The organism is Deinococcus sp. YIM 134068, from assembly GCF_036543075.1.
Lineage (GTDB): Bacteria > Deinococcota > Deinococci > Deinococcales > Deinococcaceae > Deinococcus > Deinococcus lichenicola.
Map to the genome: position 1 here is coordinate 1 of NZ_JAZHPF010000005.1, position 15,000 is coordinate 15,000.

A 15,000-nucleotide genomic window follows, 5' to 3' on the forward strand; every position below is an offset into this window, starting at 1 on the left:
GTCTGGAGCTGAGCCAGGACAGCCTGGTAGAGTCGAGGAGCGTCCCCGGCGGCATTTTCAGTTGTCACAAACAGAAAGTGTCCCCTACCGGGGACGCTTTCTCATACTTTCTGTCAGGCGGTCAGGTTTGGTCTGACACACCTGCCGCAGAACACGTTTTTTACCCGTCCGGTGGGACGTGTTCGCCTGTTTGAGAAGATCGTGGGTGAGTACCCCCGTATCGCCAGCAGGCAGGAAAACGGTGGGGCGGTATTTCAGGCCATCGCCTTTGGGTACGTGGTCGCGCAGTACCCGCATCTTGACGTGATCGCAGATAAGGTGCGGACAGGCTCGGCGCGGCAGAGGCGCTTCGGTGATGTTGACGGGTATATGGGCCTCGACCTGGAACTTTCTGTTGAGGTGAAGGACCTGGAGATTACCACTGCCAACCTCGGCAGACAGCTGGGCAGCTTCGTTGAAGCTCTGGAAGGATTGGAAACCATCGCCACCGCGTTCGTACGCGCCATCACCGATGATGCCTGTGCCGATCTTGAGGGCCGGGGCATTCGGGTGCTGACCCAGGATCAGTTGCTGCGCGAGGTAGCAGGCTGGGACTGGCACAAGCAAAACCGTGCTGTCCTGGGATTGCTGCACCAACTGGCGCATGTTGAGCAAACCACCCACGGTGTGCAGCGCCTCCTATCCTTCATCGCGCAGCATGATGACCAATACGACGCGCTGGCCTACTCCACCCCCGACGCGGACGAGGCCACAGGGGTCAGTCCGCAGCCTGAAGGGGGTTGGGCTGCTCCTCGTCAGGAAGCGCCAGGAAGTCCCTTGCCTGCACAGCAGCCAGAGCCGGAATAGCCTGCACAGCCACTCCGTAGAAGTGCTCATCAAGCTCGACGCCCACAGCATCGAAGCCCTGTGAATGCGCCGCCGCGACTGTTGCCCCCGACCCCATGAAGGGGTCAAGGATGACTCCGTGGCCCATCGGCAGCAACAGGCGGGCGAGCGGTCGGAGCAATGACTGCGGCTTGATGGTGGGATGGTCGGCTATGTCCCGCTCGGCCTTCGGGGTCTTCTCCGACTGAAGTACGTCCACAAAAGGCTTTTCCCGGTTGATCCGCCGCAGCGCTCCTGTTCCCCAACGTGCCAGATTGTCAGACACTCGCAGCTTCCCCGCCAGCGGCTTTCTGAACAGCAGCCACGGCTCGTGAGCACCACGCAGCGTGACCGCGACATCGGGGTACTGCTCCTCAGCGCCCTTCGGACGGTCACCGCCCCGAAAAGGGCGGTACAGGCGGAGGATTTGTCCCCGGTACTCGAAGCCAGCATCTTCCAGCGCAGTCTGGACACGTGACGACAGCAAGACGTTGGTCGCCACGAGGACATGCGACCCAGGGACAAGGGTAGGGTTGAGAACCTGTCCCCAGTCGCGGAAGTACTGATAGACCTGCCGCTTCTGTTCGGTGGTGAGGACGGTGAAGCGCGGCTGTGGACGGCGAACACTGCCACCAATCTCCATCGGGATGCGCCAGATGCCACCCACCCCATGACGCATTTTTTCAATTTCCGTCGGGCTGAAATCGACCACGCTGTATGGGGGGTCAGTCAGCACAGCGTGAAATGAGTGTTCGGGCTGTGCCGCCAGCCATTCGAAGCAGTTGGCAAGATGTGTGGTGTACGTCATTCCTTCTCCAGTTCCACCATGAACTTCTGCCATACCTCTTTATCCCGCAACAACCGAACGAGGACGGGCAATGTGTCCTGTAGGGTCAAGTCAGGATGTGTCTCCTGTGCTCTGAACAGGTGCTGCTGAAACTCGCGGTGGACCTCAAGCGTTACCCGTCCGCCCAACATTCTGATGCGCTTGGCCGGAGTCACTGAATCGCCCTTGCTCATCATCCCTTGTATACAGATTTACCCGTAGACAAGTCTACTTCCCCTTGTCCCTGCGTAGGTGAGGTGAGGTCAGCGCCCTTCCTCCTCATCCAAGCTACGCGCCACAGGTCACAAGCCTTATCCTCCCCCCATGCGCCTCTCGGCCACCGACGTATACGCCTTTCAGGCGCTGGGCTTCCTGGGGATGCAGGATCCCGCCCGCTGGGTCGCCAGCGAGGAGATCAGCGACGCGACCGGCGTCCACCGCCCGTACCTCGTGCGGATTCTGGCGGCACTAACGGCCAAAGGCATCGTCAAGAGCAAGAAGGGCATCGGCGGCGGCTACGCGCTGGCCCGCAAGCCCCACCTCATCTCCCTGTGCGAGGTCGTCCGGGCGATTGACGGCCCCGTCGCTCCCCTCTCGTGCATCAGCCTCAACTGGCATGAGCCGTGCGTGGAGGAGAACCGCTGCCATGCCCGCGCCACCGTCTACACCCGGATGCGCGACGCCATGCTCGCCGTGCTGCAGGAGTTCAGCGTGCAGGACCTCGTGACCGACGCGCGCCAGGGCGTGAGCTACGGGCATTGTCTGGGGCACCTACTCAAGCCGAATGCGTAGGAGCGGCCAGCGACCAGCTTCCAGCCGCCAGCACAATATGGACACGCCTGCCTTTGCTCTGGCTTCCTCGACAGGCGTTGGAAGATCGGGCCTCCTGCTGGTCGCTGGCTACTGGCTGCTGGCCGCCCCATGTGTTCCGCCTCACTTCATTTTCTAAAGCGGGGCGTATGCTGGGGGCATGACGCAGACGACGCAGCAGACGGAGCAACAGCAGGTGCTCGTGCCCCTGACGACCCCCGAAGAGGTGGAGAGCTTTCTGACGGAGTACCCGCTGGCGGCGGTTTTCAAGGCGGGGACCTGCCACAAGACGATGCAGGGCTTCGGGGTGCTGGAGACGTTCCTGCAAAAGCACGAGCTGCCCGTGGGCTTCATCCGCGTGGTGGACTGGCGGCCCGCGAGCAACCACGTGGCCGAGCGCACCGGCATTCAGCACCACAGCCCGCAGTTCATCCTGTTCCAGAACGGCGAGGCGCAGTTCGAGGTGAACAACTGGGACATCACCCAGCAGGCCCTCGCGCCCGTCTTCGAGGCGCAGGTGCCCCGACGTAGCGGCGAGGGTGCGGTGGCGACCGACGACAACGTGGAGCCGTACCGCCGCCTGATGCGCGCCTTCCTGAGCGGCGAGCTGAGCGAGTGGGCCTTTCAGGACCAGTACGTGACCCTCTTCCGGGACGACGCCTCGCTCCGCAGCCAGCGCGAGTTCGAGGCCCTCTCCCGCCTCTTCGGCGATCCCGACGCCTATCACGGCGGCCTGCACCAGCTCGGCACCCCCCAGGAGCGCGGCGACCTGCGTGCCCGCGTTCAGGACCTGCTGACCGAACTCGGCTGAACTCCACCCCTTCCCCCGAACCTGCCCAGCTCCACGCTGCGGCAGGTTTTTCGTGCTTTGGGGAAGAGTCAACTCCGTCAGCCCCCCCTCTGGCGACTGGCTACTGGCGACTGGCGACTGGCAACTCTCCCGGCACCCCCACCCCTGTAAGCGGCCCGTAAGAGCCGGTGCGGTCTGATGGACGGGTCCACCCCCCAGACCGTGAAGTTCCGGTGACGGACCACGGCCTGCTCCCTCCCCCCTCCCCTGCCTCACGGAAGACCCCCATGCCCACCGCGCCCACCCTCCCGACTCCGCCCGTCCCGCCGCTCGACCTCCCCCTCGATCAGGCCGTCTATGCACGGCTGCACACCGACCATTACCCGTGGACGGAGGTGACGCTGGACCTCACCGTGCGGCAATCGCAGGGGCTGAGCGGCGTGTTCGAGGCGCAGCAGGGGACGAAGTGGGCACGCTTCGTCTGGGTGCGGGGCAGCCTGCGCGGCGGCTTCACGGCGGCGGGCGACCTCGCCTGGGGAGCCATGACGGCGGCCCTGCCCCGCGCGCGGGTGACGCTCGCAGCGCTTGGTCCCGCCGTCGCCGAACTCGTCTGGGTATGCCGCCACCTCAAGCCGCAGGACGCGGGCACCTGGCCGGACGCGCGGGGCGTGCTGGAGGACGGCGTGTTCTCCGGCGTCCTGCTGGCGGGCGGGGCCTGCTCCTTCTGGGAGGGGGGTCGTCCGCTGGGCGGCTCCCTGCCCCCGACGGGTGCCCCGTGCCACACCCTCGCCGCGCCCGGCACCGAGGAGGCGGGACTCCTCGCCTTCTGGACGGAGGTCATCGCCGCCACGCACGCCCACACCCCCCTCGACGAGGCCTGGCGGGCGGTCAGCGTGCGCCTCGCTGGGGCGCATCCCTGCCTCGACCCCTTCGCGCGGGAGGTCGGGGTGCAGGGCGGGCGCTTGCGCGTCGAGCCGGGGGTCAGCGCCGCCGAGTTGCGGCCCGCGCTCCTCGCCGCCTTCCAGGGAACGCTGGCGCGGCTGGGGGTCGGCGTCGCCGACCTGCCCCTCGCAGAGCTGCGGGCGAGGCCGGGCTGGGCCGCCGCCGGGCTGGAGGGCGCATGACCGCCCCCACCCTCGGCACCGTCCCCACGTGGCCGCCCGGTCTGCGCGAAGAGACGCCTCTGCCCTTCGCCCTGTGGCGCGTGCTGCACCACGTGGACGGCGTGCGGGGCGTGATGGAGGTGGCCCGGCGGGCCGGCGTCACGGTGCCCGACGTGGTGGAGGCGGTCGCGCAGGCGGCCCGCTGGGCGGGCCGGGCCTCGCAGCGCGGCCAGCCCGTGACGGAGGCCTCCGCCCGCGTGGTGACGGCCTGCGTCACGGCGATCCTCGGCCCGATGGGGTCGTTCGTGGTGGAGGACGCCCTTGACGACCTCGGGGACGGCGCGACGCTGGGTGCCCTGCTCTCGGCGGTCGCCGCACAACTCAGCGAGGCGCAGGTCCAGGCGTTCGTGCGCCACCTGCGCGAGCGGGGCATCGCGTGAACAGCCTCCCGTCCCACTCCACCCCTCACCGCCCACCCCACCGCACTCCCTCCCACAGCTCGCCCGGCGTCACGGGCAGGAAAGGCAACCCATGAAGTACACGGTCGTGATCCGACAACCGGTCCCGGAGGGGGTACGTCCGGCACTCGAAGAGCAGCTCGTGACGCGCTTCCACCTCTCCCCCGAGCAGGCCGCGCGCCTCGCCGCCCGGCGGGCGGGCCGCCTGATGAAGCCCACCGGGCGTCCCCGCGCGGAACTGCTGCTGCAAGTCCTTCAGGACGTGGGCGTGCCCGCCGCGCTGGAGGAGGTGCGCGACGAGACCACGGTGCTGCCCGCCGCCTTCGCCACCCCGGAGACGGCCCCGGCCCCGGCCCCCCGGCGCGTGGCCCCCGAACCCGCTGATGGCGTGGTCCTCGCACCCGAACCCTTCGCCCGGCCCTTCGGGGGAACAGGCGTCGGGGCGGGCACTGCCGCCGTCGCGGACGCCCCGGCGAGGACCCCGGCGGACCCCTTCACCCCCGATCCGTTCGGGACGGACCCCTTCGCGGCTGGTCCCTTCGCCTCCGACCCCTTTGCACCGCCCTCTCCCCTGGCGGACCCCGGCCTCGTCGTCCCGGTCACGGTCGCCCCAGTGACGGTCGCCCCAGTGACGGTCGCCCCGGCGGAGGGGGACGCCTGGGCGGACTTCACGGGCGCGCTGACGATTCAGGACACGTCCCGTGCCGAGGAGAAGCCGGAGGCGGCGGGCGAGACGTACCTGACCACCGTGTCGGAGGAGCCGCGCGCCCAGTTGGGGCCACGCCGCAGCCTCGTGCGGCAAGTGACCTTTGCGGCACTCGCCCCGCTGGTGCTCTCCAGCATCGTGACGCTGGGCCTCCTGACGGCGATCATGCCCAACGTGCAGCGTCAGCTCGTGCAGCAGAACGCGCAGGCGGTCGCCATCGCCGTGGGTACGGGCCTCGACACCCGCGACCAGGAGACGGTGAATGCCCAGCTCGACACCCTGCTGCGCCGCTCGACGGTGGGCTTCGTTCGAGTGGAGTTGCCCGACGGCACGACCTACTTCCGCAGCGCGACCCCGGAACTCGACGGCCCCCTGCAAGGCCGGGTCGCCGGGTTCCTCGCCGAGAACCCCGAAACGGGCACCTTCGTGACGAAGGGCAGCCCCGCCGACGCCTACCGCGAGCAGCTCGCCCAGCTCACCGAGGTCGGCGCGGGCGACTCCGCGCAGGCCACCCGGCTGGGGCAACTCGCCGAGGACCCGGCCAACCAGAAGTCCACCCGCGCGAGCTACGTCGTGAGCCGCCTGGGCGTCGTGGAGCAAGACGGCGGCGGACGCACCACCATCGCCGCCAGCGAGGAGAATCCCGGCCTGCTCTACCGCATCTCCGTGGGCGTCGACAACACGCAATCCGCCATCACCCTGCGTAACCGGCTGCTGCTGGTCCTCGCCATCGCGCTGCTGGCGCTCGTCCTGGCGGCGTCCCTCGCGGTCCGCACCGCCCGCCAGGTCGTGCGGCCCATCGAGCAACTTGTCAAGGTCGCCGACGCCATCTCGATGGGCGACCTCACCCGCCCCGTGCAGCAGAACCGCAACGACGAGATCGGCGACCTCGCGCAGGCCCTGGAGCGCATGCGCCTGAGCCTCGAAGCCGCGATGGACCGCCTGCGCCGCCGCAAACGGGCGTAGTCCCACCCTCCCCCTCCCCGCGCTCCCAGGGCATCCGGCCACATCGTCGGGTGCCCTGTCGCCGTGTCAGGCCCCTCTCACAGCGGTGGCCCATGAGTTGAAGGGGGTGCTTTCCCCCCAGGGCGGAACGGAGGACCGTGCTCAGGGACCGGACGACTCCTCCGCCAGCCGGAACGCCTCCCGCAATCCCGCCTCCGCCGCCTCCCGCGCGACGGCGGGCGCGTACCCGAGGGCGAGGACGGCCTGATAGGTGCGCCGGGCGAGGTCACGGTCGCCCTGCGCGTCGCGGACCTGCCCCAGCCGCGCGAGGACGAGGCCGGGGAGGCTGCGGGGCAGGTCGTCGGTGAGGGCGTGGGCGGCCCGTTCCAGCAGGGCGCGGGCGCTTTCCAGGTCCCCGAAGGCGAGGTGGAGGCTCGCGGCGGCGGCGTCCAGTTCCGCCCTCGGGGTAATGGGGTCGCCCTCCTCGCGGGCCAGCGCCTCCAGCAGCGCCGCCGGGTCGTCGTCCTCCCGCAGTTGCCACGCCCGGTCGGCGAGGGCGCGCAGGCGGCTGACCTCGCCGGGGGTGAAGATGCTCAGGTCGGGCAGACGCGCGTTCGGCAGTCGCTCCAGCAGGTCGGGCAGATCGTCCAGCGGGGCGAGGACAACTCCCGTCTCCCCGGTCAGCGCGGCGGTCAGCGTGTCCAGCCGCCGCTCCCGCCAGCGGGTGCCCGGTCCCTCGTCGAGGGCGGTGCGGAGGGCCGCGTGGTAGGTCCGGGCGGCGTCCAGAACCTCGGCGCTCAGGGCGCGGGAGGGGGTCAGCGGGGCCGTGACCACCGCCGCGAACTCGCGCTCCGCCGCCGAGGCCGCCCGCAACCGCTCGCGGCCCTGGGGGTACTGCCCGAGGAAGGACACGAGCTGGTCGTGCTCGGCGTCGGCCTGACCGGGCACCTCGCCCGTCTCCACCTCCCGCACCCAAATACGGGCGGCGGGCAGGGCGTCACGCAGGGGATGGTCGGGGTCGGGGCCAGTCGCCCAGATGACCTCGGATGCGCGCAGGAAACGCAGGAGTTCCACCACCGTCCCCGCGTTGTACTGGGGGTGCAGCCGCAGCAGGTCGCCGAGGTCGGGCAGGAGGGTCAGGGTCACGCCGTCACCGTGACGCCGCGTTCCGCCAGCGACCGCAGGAAGGCGTCCGGGTCGGCGGGGGTGAGGAAGAAGGCCGTGCCCCCGCGCTCCACGACCACGCCTTCCGCACTCCGGCTCGCCGCCGCCTGAACTCGTGAGACGGTATCCGGCCCGAAGGTGAAATGTCCGGTGAGATAACCGGGCAGACCCGTGCCAAAGGTCCGAATCCCCAGCCGTCCCGCCGAGCGCCGCGCCGTGATCTGCGTGTAGGGAAGGACAGTGCGGCCTGTCAGGCGGGTAATGATGAGGGCGTTCGACTCCAGTGTATAGGCGAGGCGGCGCGGTGCGAGTTGAAACCATACGGCCAATCCGGCGGCCAGGGCCAGCAGCGGCCAGCGCGGCGGAGGTTCCTCCCAGCTCACTGGCACGAGGGCGGCTGCCAAGAGGACCAGCAGCGCACCCCACATCAGCAGCCGCAAGGCCGGCGAGGACTCCGCCCGCGCGACTGGCACAACTTCGCTCATGGGAGGCAGTGTAGCGGGGGCAGATGGGAGGCGTGGAAAGGTTCTTCCCGTCCCACAACTGGGCAAGCGTCGCTTGCCACCCCCCACCCGGCCTCTCCCGCAAGGGGGGAGGAGCAAACTCCTCCGTCGCCATCCCCAACCGCAACCGTTCCCGCCGTCCTCCCCTCCCCAACGGCGTAGCCTGGGGCGCGTGAAAGGGTCGGATATCTGGGCGCTGGCGTGGCGGGGACTCACCCGCCGTCCGGTGCGGACGCTGCTCACCGCGCTGGGGATCACGGTGGCGGTGGCGAGCATGGTGGTCTTCCTGTCGCTGGGCGAGGGCATCCGCAAGGTCTTCACGGCGGAACTCGGCGGCATCGGGCCGGACGTGCAGGTGAGCCTCAGCGGCTTCTCGCAGGGCTTCGCGCCCCAGCCGAACCTGCCGCAGACGGCGGTGGAGGACATTCAGAAATTGGCGGGCGAGCTGGGCATCACCTCCGTCACGCCCGTCGTGATGACGGTGCGCGGCAGCCTGGACGTGACGCAGAGCGTCGTGCTGTACGGTCTCCCGGCGGCGCAGGGCATCGGCGTGGTCTTCCCGAAGGTGACTCCGGCCTCCGGGCGGGCGCTGGCGGCGGCGGACGAGGGCCGGGGCGTGGCGGTCGTCGGGGCGAAGGCGGCGCAGAACCTGCGGCTGCGGGTCGGCTCGGTCCTCAACCTCAACCGCCGCAACCGGGTGCGGGTGGTCGGCGTCCTCGCGCCGGAGTCGGGGCTGGTGGACTCCTTCATCTTCCTGCCGCTGAACACCCTGCAACGGGCGGAGGGGGCGCTGGGCCGGGTGTCGCTCGTCGCGCTGGGGCTAGACAACCCCCGGAACGCGCGGGCGGTGGCGACCACGCTCGGTGAGCGGCTGAATCTGGAGGCGCAGACGCAATCGGACTTCCTCTCCTTCGTGGAGCGGGCGCTGCGGATCAGCGACGCGGTGCGCTTCGGCATCTCCCTGATCGCCCTGATCGTCGGTGGGCTGGCGGTGGCGAACACGGTCATGATGGGCGTCTTCGAGCGCACCCGCGAGTTCGGCACCCTGCGGGCCATCGGGGCGCGGCCCGCGTTCGTGCGGGCGCTGGTCCTCACCGAGTCGCTGCTGCTGGCGCTGGCGGGCGGCGTGGGCGGCCTGATCCTGGGGCTGGGCGGCATCTGGGCCGTGAACGCCTACACGCAGAACCTCGCCGGAATCGACGCGGCGGCCCTCACGCCCCGGCTGACGCTGCTGGCGCTGGGCATCAGCCTGCTGCTGGGGCTGGTGTCCGGCCTCCTCCCGGCCCGGAGCGCGAGCCGCCTCCAGATCACGGAAGCGTTGGGGCGAGTGTGAGGGGGGAGCGGTCAGCCGTCAGCCCTCAGCCGTCAGCCGAGGAGGCGAACGGCGGCGGCCTGCGCGTGGAAAACCTGTCGCGGGTCTACCCCAGCGGCGAGGGTACAGTGACGGCCCTCGCGCCCTTCACGCACGCCTTTCCGCCCGGTCTGACGGCGGTGGTCGGCCCCAGCGGGAGCGGCAAGAGCACGCTGCTCAACCTGCTCGCGGGCTTCGACACCCCCACCACGGGGCGGGTGACGGTGGACGGCACCGACCTGCACGCGCTCTCCGAGGCGGGGCGGGCGGACTTCCGGCTGGCGAACTACGGCTTCGTCTTCCAGAACCACAACCTCGTGGCGATCCTCACCGCGCTGGAGAACGTGGAGTTGCCCATGACGCTGGCGGGCGTGCCCACCCGTGAGCGGCGCGAGCGGGCGCGGGCGCTGCTGGACGGGGTGGGGCTGGGGTCACGGGCCGGGCACCTGCCCTCGCAACTGTCGGGCGGGGAGGCGCAGCGGGTGGCCGTTGCCCGCGCGCTGGCCCGCGACCCGCGCCTCCTCCTCGCCGACGAACCGACCGGGAATCTCGACACCCGCACCGGGGAGCGCGTCCTCGAACTTCTCCTCGGCCCCGCGCGCTCAGGCCGCACCGTCCTCCTCATCACCCACGACCGGGACGTGGCGGCCCTCGCCGATTACACCTTGCGGGTGCGCGACGGGGTGGTGACTCCTGACGGCTGATCGCTGACCGCTGACGGCTGACCGCTCACTCCACCCTCGCCCGCGCGTCCCGCAGCCACAGCACCCGGCCCGTCTCGTCCTCCAGACTCACGACGACCTGCACGCCCTCGCCGGGATGAAGGCCATCGGCGGCCCCGCGCCCGGTCCCCTGGAGGCAGCGGTCCCCACCGCAGTCCCGGCGGTCGCGCTCGGCGACGGGGGCGGTCCACACGCCGTTCTCGGTGACGACGTACACGCCCGTCACGGCGAGGGCGGGCACCCTGCCCCGCTTCGTCCGCACCTGCACCCGCACGCGGAAGAGGTCGTCACTCAGCGACGGTGCGGCCTCGGCGCTCAGGCGGCGGCTCCCGACTTGCAGGCTTGTCGGCGCGGCGAGCAGGTCCCCGGCAGTGGGGGTGAGCGGCGTTCCCAGCGCGCCACACGCGCTCAGCAGCGCGGCGACGGCGGGCCACAGGCACAAACGCCTCATGAGGACAGGGTAACTCAAAAATCAAGGGATGGGGTCGTCTTTTTCCACAATGGTGGGACGGGGGAGGGGGAGTCGCCAGCCGCCAGGAAAGGCAGGAAGGGCCGCCACGTCTCGTTGGTGCCCCTCCCCCTTGAACGCCAGATGTGAATTGCACGTCGGGGAGTTGAGGCGTTTTCGCCGTCCCGCAGGAAGACGAGCGCCGCTCGTCACCCCCCTCCCCGACCCTCCCCCACAAGGAGGAAGGGAGAAGAAAGCACGTCTAGGACGCCTACTTTCTCTTGCACATCAGGCGTCCCCTGGGGGGAGGCTGGGAGGGGGTGAACAGGCATGGCGTTGGGAGGCCGATGGACGGGCGAGGGCATCTTCCTAGCGATGGCGTCGTCACGTCGCGCCCTCTCGCGCAGGGGGAGAGGGAGAACGACCCCTTTTGTGGCACGTTGCCCCTCCCTCTGGCGACTGACGACCCCGAAGCCGCCCCTCACCAGCTCAGGTCGGGCGGCGTGACGACCTGATCGGCGGGCTGGTCGGTGACGAGGGTGTAGGTCAGGGTGTACGTGCCGGGGACGACGCGGGCGAGGACGATGGTGTTGCCCTCCAGACGGGGGGTGACGCCCGCAATGGCGGGACCGCGCACAGTGACGGGGCTTCGCGTGGCGGGCACCGCTCCCCCGGCGGGGAGGGGGTCGGTGAGGCGCACGTTCTGGAGGGCGCGGTCCACGGTCAGCGTCAGGGTGACGGTGTAGCCGCGCCCGGCGGCGGGTTCCACGGTCTTGTCGAGCCGCGCCCGGCCCCCGCCCTGCACGGCGCGGGTGACGTTGGCCCCGCCGGGGTTGCGGACCCGCGCCTGCCCGGTCGTCCGCAGACCCAGGGGGTCGAGCAGGGCCTCGGCGCTGCCCGAACGGCACACCCGCACGGGCACCCGCAGGCGCAGGGGGGACGAGGCGTCGAACTCCCCCGGTGCCTCCAGCGGGTAGTCGCTTGCCCAGCCCGTCGGCAGCGTGAGGCGCAGGCGGCCCGGCACGCGGTAGGGGAACTCGGTGCGGGCCGTCGCGGTGAGCTGCGTCACGTCGCACGCGCCCACCACGTCGGGCGTCGTGACGAGCGTGACCTCGGCCTGCACCCCGTACTCCAGCGTGATGCGGGCCGTGCCGTTGTCGGGCACGCGGACGGGCGGGAGGGGGGCGAGGGTGGCCCCCGGCAGCGCGGCGGGCGTGAGGGGGTAGTCGCCGGGGCGCAGGACGACGCTGCCGGGCGTCCTCACCGTCTGCCCCCCCACCCCGACGGTCAGGCCCGTCAGCGGCAGCCGCTGGGTGCCGTACACGGCGACGGCCTCCACGGTCAGTTGTCCGCGTGAAATCCGCGCCACGAAACGCAGGCGGTTGAAGCCGGGCTGGTAACGAATCTCGGTCGGCGAGACGATGTTGGCGGTGCCCTCCAGAATCGTGCTGCCCACGGGCACGTACCCTTCGGGGAGGTTGGGCCGCACGACGTTGCCGCCCACCAGCGTGTAACTCGCGCCGGGGATGGGGCGGCCCTGGGGGTCCACCACGTCCACGAGGAGCTGATTGGTGAGCCGTGCGTTCGCCGGGGGCGTGAAGCCGCCCACCCGCGCCCGCACGAGCTGCCCGCCCAGCCGGAAGGCGTAGCGAATCGCGTTGGAGGGCTGGCGCGTCGTCGGGAGCGCCCGCAGGAAGACCTGCCACTCGCCCACCGCGTCGGCGGCGACGGTGAAGCGGTCGGTGGCCGCGCGCCCGTTCTCGCTGGGCGTGAGGTTCACCCGCCGTCCGCCGGGCAGGACGACCCATGTCTCGGCCTCCCGCGCGCCGTCGATGTCGTAGTTGGAGACCGTGAGGACCTTGCCCACCCAGTCGGCGGTCACGTTCAGCCGGGCGGCGAGGAGGGGGGCGCTCTCGCTGCCCCGCGCGCCCACCGAGAAGGCGCTCGTCTCCAGCACGAAGGGCGGGGCGACCCGCAACGCGAAGGCGTTCTTGCCGCCCCGGCTCCCCACGCGCAGGGTATAGGTGCCCGCCGGAAGGCCACCTCCGTAGAGGCTCTCCCAGGTGTGCTCGCGGCCCGCCGGGAAGCGCCGCTCGGCGACCGTGCCGCCGGGGCCGGTGAGGGTGAAGGTGCTCTCGGCGGGCACCCCCCCGCCCGGCGGTTCGTCCCCCAGGAAGTTGCCCCGGTTCTGTGAGTTATCGGCGAGGTTGAAGCCGGGGCTGTAGGCCTCCAGCCCCAGCGGTTTGCCCGCATCTGCCGCGCCGACACGGATCACATACGTCTCCTGCGTCTGCGGCCACCCCTGCCCGACCGACACGAGGGGCAGGAGACCGACCGAGGCCGGACTTCCCTGAGCCGCAGCCCATCCCCCCGCCAGGACGGCCAGGGTCACGAGCGCGGTGCGGGGAAGGGCGCGGCGCGGGGTCACGTGAGGTCAGCATACACGGGGCGCTCGGTCTGAAAAACTGCCGGGTCACTTCCCCCGTCCAGGGGTGTCCCTGCCGAGTTCGGAAGGCGGGGACGCTCCACGCGGCGGGCCTGCTCCGCCCCTCACGTGGGTCTGGGACGACTCGTCCTGTAACGCCTGATGTGTACTACAGAGTCGGCGTGCGGAACAGCCCTGTTTCTCCCTCTCCCCTTGCGGGAGGGGGTCGGGGAGAGGGGGAGCGAGCCACGCTCGCCCTTTTCTCAGACGGTCAGAACACTCCTTTTGCCCGATCCGCAGGTCACATCGGGCGTTCAAAGGAAAGGCCAGCGGAATCAGCCTCTGACACCCGTTCCCATAAACCTTCCGCTCGACCACGCTCCCAGCCCGTCCGACCATCCGTGACGCCTCCCCCACCGGACGCCTACCATGCGGGGGATGTTCGCCCGTGCCCAGGCCCTGATCTCCGAAACCGCCCTGGCGGGCAACCTGACGGCGCTCGCGCGGCGGGCGGGGGCGCGGCTGCTCCTGCCCGTCAAGGCCGACGCCTACGGGCACGGGCTGGAGGCGGTGGCGCGCGTGGCGGCCCGTCATCCCAGCGTGTGGGGTTTTGGGGTAGCCGTGCCCCGCGAGGCGGCGACCCTCGCGGCGCTGGGCCTCGGCAAGCCCATCCTGCTCCTCACCCCGCCCACGCCGGAGGAGGTGCGGCCCCTCGCCGACCTCGGCGTGCGGCTGCCCGTCGCGTCCGTGGAGGAGGCGGACGCCCTGCCCGCCCACGCCCGCGCGCACCTGAAGGTCGATACCGGCATGAACCGCCTCGGTGCCCGCCCGGAGGAGGCCGCAGCTGTGGGGCGACGCCTCGCCGAACGGGGACTGCTGGAGGGCGCGTACACCCACTTCGCCACCGCCGACGAGCCGGACCTGAGCTTCGCGCACGAGCAGCTCGCTCGCTTCCGGGGGGTGCTCGCCCATCTGCCCCCCGTCCTCGCCCACGCGGCGAACGGGGGCGGGGTGCTGAGTCTCGGGCCGCTGCCGGGCCTGGGCCTCGCGCGCCCCGGCCTCGCCGCCTACGGGTTCGCGCCCGCGCATCTGCGTCAGGTCGCACCCCTGATCCCGGTGATGACCCTGCGCGCCCGCGTCACCCACGTCCACCCCGTCCGCCCCGGCGAGAGCGTGAGCTACGGCGGGCTATGGCGGGCCACGCGGGAGACGACCGTCGCCACCGTGGGCTTCGGCTACGCGGACGGCTACCCCCGCAATGCCACGGGCCGCGCCCACGTCCTCGTGGCGGGCGAGCGCCGCCCCGTGCTGGGCCGCATCTGCATGGATCAGTTCATGGTGGACGTGACGGGCCTGAACGTGCGCCCCGGCGACTGGGCCGAGGTCTGGGGCGCGGGTGAAGTCACGGTGACGGACGTGGCCGCGTGGGGAGGTACGGTGGAGTACGAGGTGCTGACCGGAGTGGGGGCGCGGGTGGAGCGGGTGGTAGAAGCAGAAAGAGAGGACGCGGAAGCGGTCGGAGGGTGAGGGAGGCCCGGACCTTCGCTCATCAGATCAGGGGCAGACGCCGGGGAGTTCAGGCGCGACCTCTCTTGCTCCCACCGGGGAGACAAGTTCAAGACCTGTCCTCCCCACTCACTCCACCCCTGCCGCCGTTCCCCGCACCACGTCCACACTCGCGTACCCGCCAACGAACAGGGCCACCCGCAACTCGTGGACGAAACGCGTCAGCCACGCCTCCACCGCCTCCGCGCTCTCCAGCGCCGGTTCGAGAAGGGGCCGGGCCACCGCCACCACCCGCGCGCCGAGGGCGAGGGCACGGGCGGCGTCGAGGCCGGTGCGGATGCCTCCGGAGGCGATCAACGGCGTATGTGGTGCGGCGCGT

At 70.9% G+C, this 15,000-nt stretch carries 16 protein-coding genes (1 of these 16 only partly in view); 9 read left to right on the top strand and 7 right to left on the bottom strand.

Annotated features, from left to right (window positions below):
* The first annotated feature begins 201 nt into the window (after nucleotides 1-201).
* Nucleotides 202-846: a hypothetical protein gene (locus tag V3W47_RS06895; protein ID WP_331824460.1), complete on the top strand. Its 645-nt coding sequence runs from the start codon at nucleotides 202-204 to the stop codon at nucleotides 844-846.
* Here the strand turns inward: V3W47_RS06895 and V3W47_RS06900 are convergent.
* Nucleotides 758-1,672, bottom strand: coding sequence for a DNA methyltransferase (locus V3W47_RS06900; protein WP_331824461.1), 915 nt, complete (start codon nucleotides 1,670-1,672; stop codon nucleotides 758-760). The genes V3W47_RS06895 and V3W47_RS06900 overlap by 89 nt on opposite strands.
* Nucleotides 1,669-1,884, bottom strand: a complete 216-nt coding sequence (locus V3W47_RS06905) for a hypothetical protein (protein WP_331824462.1) — start codon at nucleotides 1,882-1,884, stop codon at nucleotides 1,669-1,671. Before V3W47_RS06905 ends, V3W47_RS06900 begins: the two co-directional genes overlap by 4 nt.
* Nucleotides 1,885-2,014: 130 nt before the next feature.
* Between V3W47_RS06905 and V3W47_RS06910 the strand changes: the two genes are divergently transcribed.
* The 5 genes from V3W47_RS06910 to V3W47_RS06930 all read left to right on the top strand — a co-directional run bounded on the left by V3W47_RS06910 (nucleotide 2,015) and on the right by V3W47_RS06930 (nucleotide 6,523).
* Entirely contained in the window at nucleotides 2,015-2,482 is a 468-nt protein-coding gene (locus V3W47_RS06910; RefSeq protein ID WP_331824463.1) for an Rrf2 family transcriptional regulator, read from the top strand.
* A gap of 178 nt (nucleotides 2,483-2,660) precedes the next feature.
* Nucleotides 2,661-3,311 (top strand): monothiol bacilliredoxin AbxC, encoded by a 651-nt coding sequence (gene abxC / locus V3W47_RS06915; protein ID WP_331824464.1) that lies wholly within the window; start codon nucleotides 2,661-2,663, stop codon nucleotides 3,309-3,311.
* A gap of 266 nt (nucleotides 3,312-3,577) precedes the next feature.
* Nucleotides 3,578-4,414, top strand: a complete 837-nt coding sequence (locus V3W47_RS06920) for a hypothetical protein (protein ID WP_331824465.1) — start codon at nucleotides 3,578-3,580, stop codon at nucleotides 4,412-4,414.
* The gene (locus V3W47_RS06925) at nucleotides 4,411-4,833 is read left to right on the top strand and encodes a DUF8082 domain-containing protein (protein ID WP_331824466.1); all 423 of its coding nucleotides are present in this window, start codon (nucleotides 4,411-4,413) and stop codon (nucleotides 4,831-4,833) included. The genes V3W47_RS06920 and V3W47_RS06925 overlap by 4 nt, the downstream gene beginning before the upstream one ends.
* Before the next feature lie 91 nt (nucleotides 4,834-4,924).
* Nucleotides 4,925-6,523 (top strand): HAMP domain-containing protein, encoded by a 1,599-nt coding sequence (locus V3W47_RS06930; RefSeq protein WP_331824467.1) that lies wholly within the window; start codon nucleotides 4,925-4,927, stop codon nucleotides 6,521-6,523.
* A 141-nt stretch (nucleotides 6,524-6,664) separates the two neighbouring features.
* Here the strand turns inward: V3W47_RS06930 and V3W47_RS06935 are convergent, their stop codons facing one another.
* Nucleotides 6,665-7,648: a hypothetical protein gene (locus V3W47_RS06935; RefSeq protein WP_331824468.1), complete on the bottom strand. Its 984-nt coding sequence runs from the start codon at nucleotides 7,646-7,648 to the stop codon at nucleotides 6,665-6,667.
* Complete coding sequence (locus V3W47_RS06940; RefSeq protein ID WP_331824469.1) at nucleotides 7,645-8,151, bottom strand: PH domain-containing protein; 507 nt, start codon at nucleotides 8,149-8,151, stop codon at nucleotides 7,645-7,647. Before V3W47_RS06940 ends, V3W47_RS06935 begins: the two co-directional genes overlap by 4 nt.
* Nucleotides 8,152-8,341: 190 nt before the next feature.
* Between V3W47_RS06940 and V3W47_RS06945 the strand changes: the two genes are divergently transcribed.
* Nucleotides 8,342-9,502, top strand: coding sequence for an ABC transporter permease (locus tag V3W47_RS06945; protein WP_331824470.1), 1,161 nt, complete (start codon nucleotides 8,342-8,344; stop codon nucleotides 9,500-9,502).
* Nucleotides 9,503-9,561: 59 nt separating this feature from the next.
* On the top strand, nucleotides 9,562-10,224 hold the full coding sequence (locus V3W47_RS06950) for an ABC transporter ATP-binding protein (protein WP_331824661.1): 663 nt from the start codon (nucleotides 9,562-9,564) through the stop codon (nucleotides 10,222-10,224).
* Nucleotides 10,225-10,249: 25 nt separating this feature from the next.
* Here V3W47_RS06950 and V3W47_RS06955 read toward each other — a convergent pair whose 3' ends face one another.
* On the bottom strand, nucleotides 10,250-10,693 hold the full coding sequence (locus V3W47_RS06955; protein ID WP_331824471.1) for a hypothetical protein: 444 nt from the start codon (nucleotides 10,691-10,693) through the stop codon (nucleotides 10,250-10,252).
* A 478-nt stretch (nucleotides 10,694-11,171) separates the two neighbouring features.
* Nucleotides 11,172-13,118 carry a hypothetical protein gene (locus V3W47_RS06960; RefSeq protein ID WP_331824472.1) on the bottom strand — a complete coding sequence of 649 codons (1,947 nt, stop codon included), beginning with the start codon at nucleotides 13,116-13,118 and terminating at the stop codon, nucleotides 11,172-11,174.
* Between the two features lie 435 nt (nucleotides 13,119-13,553).
* On the opposite strand from V3W47_RS06960, the gene alr reads away from it, so the two are divergent.
* Nucleotides 13,554-14,642, top strand: coding sequence for an alanine racemase (alr, locus tag V3W47_RS06965; RefSeq protein ID WP_331824473.1), 1,089 nt, complete (start codon nucleotides 13,554-13,556; stop codon nucleotides 14,640-14,642).
* Nucleotides 14,643-14,750: 108 nt separating this feature from the next.
* On the opposite strand, the gene fni is transcribed toward alr, so the two are convergent.
* Nucleotides 14,751-15,000 carry the 3' portion of a type 2 isopentenyl-diphosphate Delta-isomerase gene (fni, locus tag V3W47_RS06970; RefSeq protein WP_331824474.1) on the bottom strand. Its footprint extends 794 nt past the window's final position, so the window shows 250 of its 1,044 coding nt (coding positions 795-1,044); its start codon lies off the right edge, out of view — the gene reads right to left on this strand; it ends in the stop codon at nucleotides 14,751-14,753.

What these genes read in the sequence shown, in the direction of transcription:
- V3W47_RS06900 (WP_331824461.1), bottom strand. Translation starts at nt 1,672, where the DNA reads ATGACGTACACCACACATCTTGCCAACTGCTTCGAATGGCTGGCGGCA.
- V3W47_RS06905 (WP_331824462.1), bottom strand. Translation starts at nt 1,884, where the DNA reads ATGAGCAAGGGCGATTCAGTGACTCCGGCCAAGCGCATCAGAATGTTG.
- V3W47_RS06910 (WP_331824463.1), top strand. Translation starts at nt 2,015, where the DNA reads ATGCGCCTCTCGGCCACCGACGTATACGCCTTTCAGGCGCTGGGCTTC.
- abxC (WP_331824464.1), top strand. Translation starts at nt 2,661, where the DNA reads ATGACGCAGACGACGCAGCAGACGGAGCAACAGCAGGTGCTCGTGCCC.
- V3W47_RS06920 (WP_331824465.1), top strand. Translation starts at nt 3,578, where the DNA reads ATGCCCACCGCGCCCACCCTCCCGACTCCGCCCGTCCCGCCGCTCGAC.
- V3W47_RS06925 (WP_331824466.1), top strand. Translation starts at nt 4,411, where the DNA reads ATGACCGCCCCCACCCTCGGCACCGTCCCCACGTGGCCGCCCGGTCTG.
- V3W47_RS06930 (WP_331824467.1), top strand. Translation starts at nt 4,925, where the DNA reads ATGAAGTACACGGTCGTGATCCGACAACCGGTCCCGGAGGGGGTACGT.
- V3W47_RS06940 (WP_331824469.1), bottom strand. Translation starts at nt 8,151, where the DNA reads ATGAGCGAAGTTGTGCCAGTCGCGCGGGCGGAGTCCTCGCCGGCCTTG.
- V3W47_RS06955 (WP_331824471.1), bottom strand. Translation starts at nt 10,693, where the DNA reads ATGAGGCGTTTGTGCCTGTGGCCCGCCGTCGCCGCGCTGCTGAGCGCG.
- alr (WP_331824473.1), top strand. Translation starts at nt 13,554, where the DNA reads ATGTTCGCCCGTGCCCAGGCCCTGATCTCCGAAACCGCCCTGGCGGGC.